At 48.8% G+C, this 1,188-nt stretch carries 1 rRNA gene; it reads left to right on the top strand.

Going from position 1 to position 1,188, the window contains the following annotated elements:
* Positions 1 to 27: 27 nt before the first annotated feature.
* Positions 28 to 1,188 (top strand): 23S ribosomal RNA (locus tag ACVBIU_RS20445); the annotation flags it as partial.

Raw genomic sequence — 1,188 nt, 5'->3', positions numbered from 1 at the left:
TCTCATAGAGACTTATTTGGGTTGTATGGTTAAGTGACTAAGCGTATATGGTGGATGCCTTGGCAGTCAGAGGCGATGAAGGACGTAGTAACTTGCGAAAAGCGTTGGCGAGCTAGTAACAAGCATTTGAGCTAACGATGTCCGAATGGGGAAACCCACATGCATAAGCATGTATCACTACATGAATACATAGTGTAGTGAGGCGAACCCGGGGAACTGAAACATCTAAGTACCCGGAGGAAAAGAAATCAACCGAGATTCCCCTAGTAGCGGCGAGCGAACGGGGATTAGCCCTTAAGCGTAGAGGGTGTTAGTGGAATGTGTTGGAAAGCACAGCGGCACAGGGTGATAGCCCCGTACATGAAAACTAACTTTACGTGAAAACGAGTAGGACGGGACACGTGACATCCTGTTTGAACATGGGGGGACCATCCTCCAAGGCTAAATACTCCTGACTGACCGATAGTGAACCAGTACCGTGAGGGAAAGGCGAAAAGAACCCCTGTGAGGGGAGTGAAATAGAACCTGAAACCGTATACGTACAAGCAGTGGGAGCGGTTCTTGAGACCGTGACTGCGTACCTTTTGTATAATGGGTCAGCGACTTACATTTTGTAGCAAGGTTAAGCGAATAGCGGAGCCGTAGGGAAACCGAGTGTTAACTGCGCGTTTAGTTGCAAGGTGTAGACCCGAAACCGAGTGATCTAGCCATGGGCAGGTTGAAGATTGAGTAACATCAATTGGAGGACCGAACACACGTATGTTGAAAAATGCGGTGATGACTTGTGGCTGGGGGTGAAAGGCCAATCAAACTCGGAGATATCTGGTTCTCCTCGAAAGCTATTTAGGTAGCGCCTCGTACGAATACCATTGGGGGTAGAGCACTGTTAAGGCTAGGGGGTCATCCCGACTTACCAACCCTTTGCAAACTCCGAATACCAATGAGTACTATACGGGAGACACACGGCGGGTGCTAACGTCCGTCGTGAAAAGGGAAACAACCCAGACCATCAGCTAAGGTCCCAAAGTTATTGCTAAGTGGGAAACGATGTGGGAAGGCTTAGACAGCTAGGATGTTGGCTTAGAAGCAGCCATCATTTAAAGAAAGCGTAATAGCTCACTAGTCGAGTCGGCCTGCGCGGAAGATTTAACGGGGCTAAGCAATACACCGAAGCTATGGGTACTAGTG

It is taken from the genome of Shewanella sp. 30m-14, assembly GCF_052977125.1.
The sequence above is the reverse complement of the archived record's forward strand: the minus strand, read 5'-3'. Positions and strand labels throughout refer to the sequence as shown.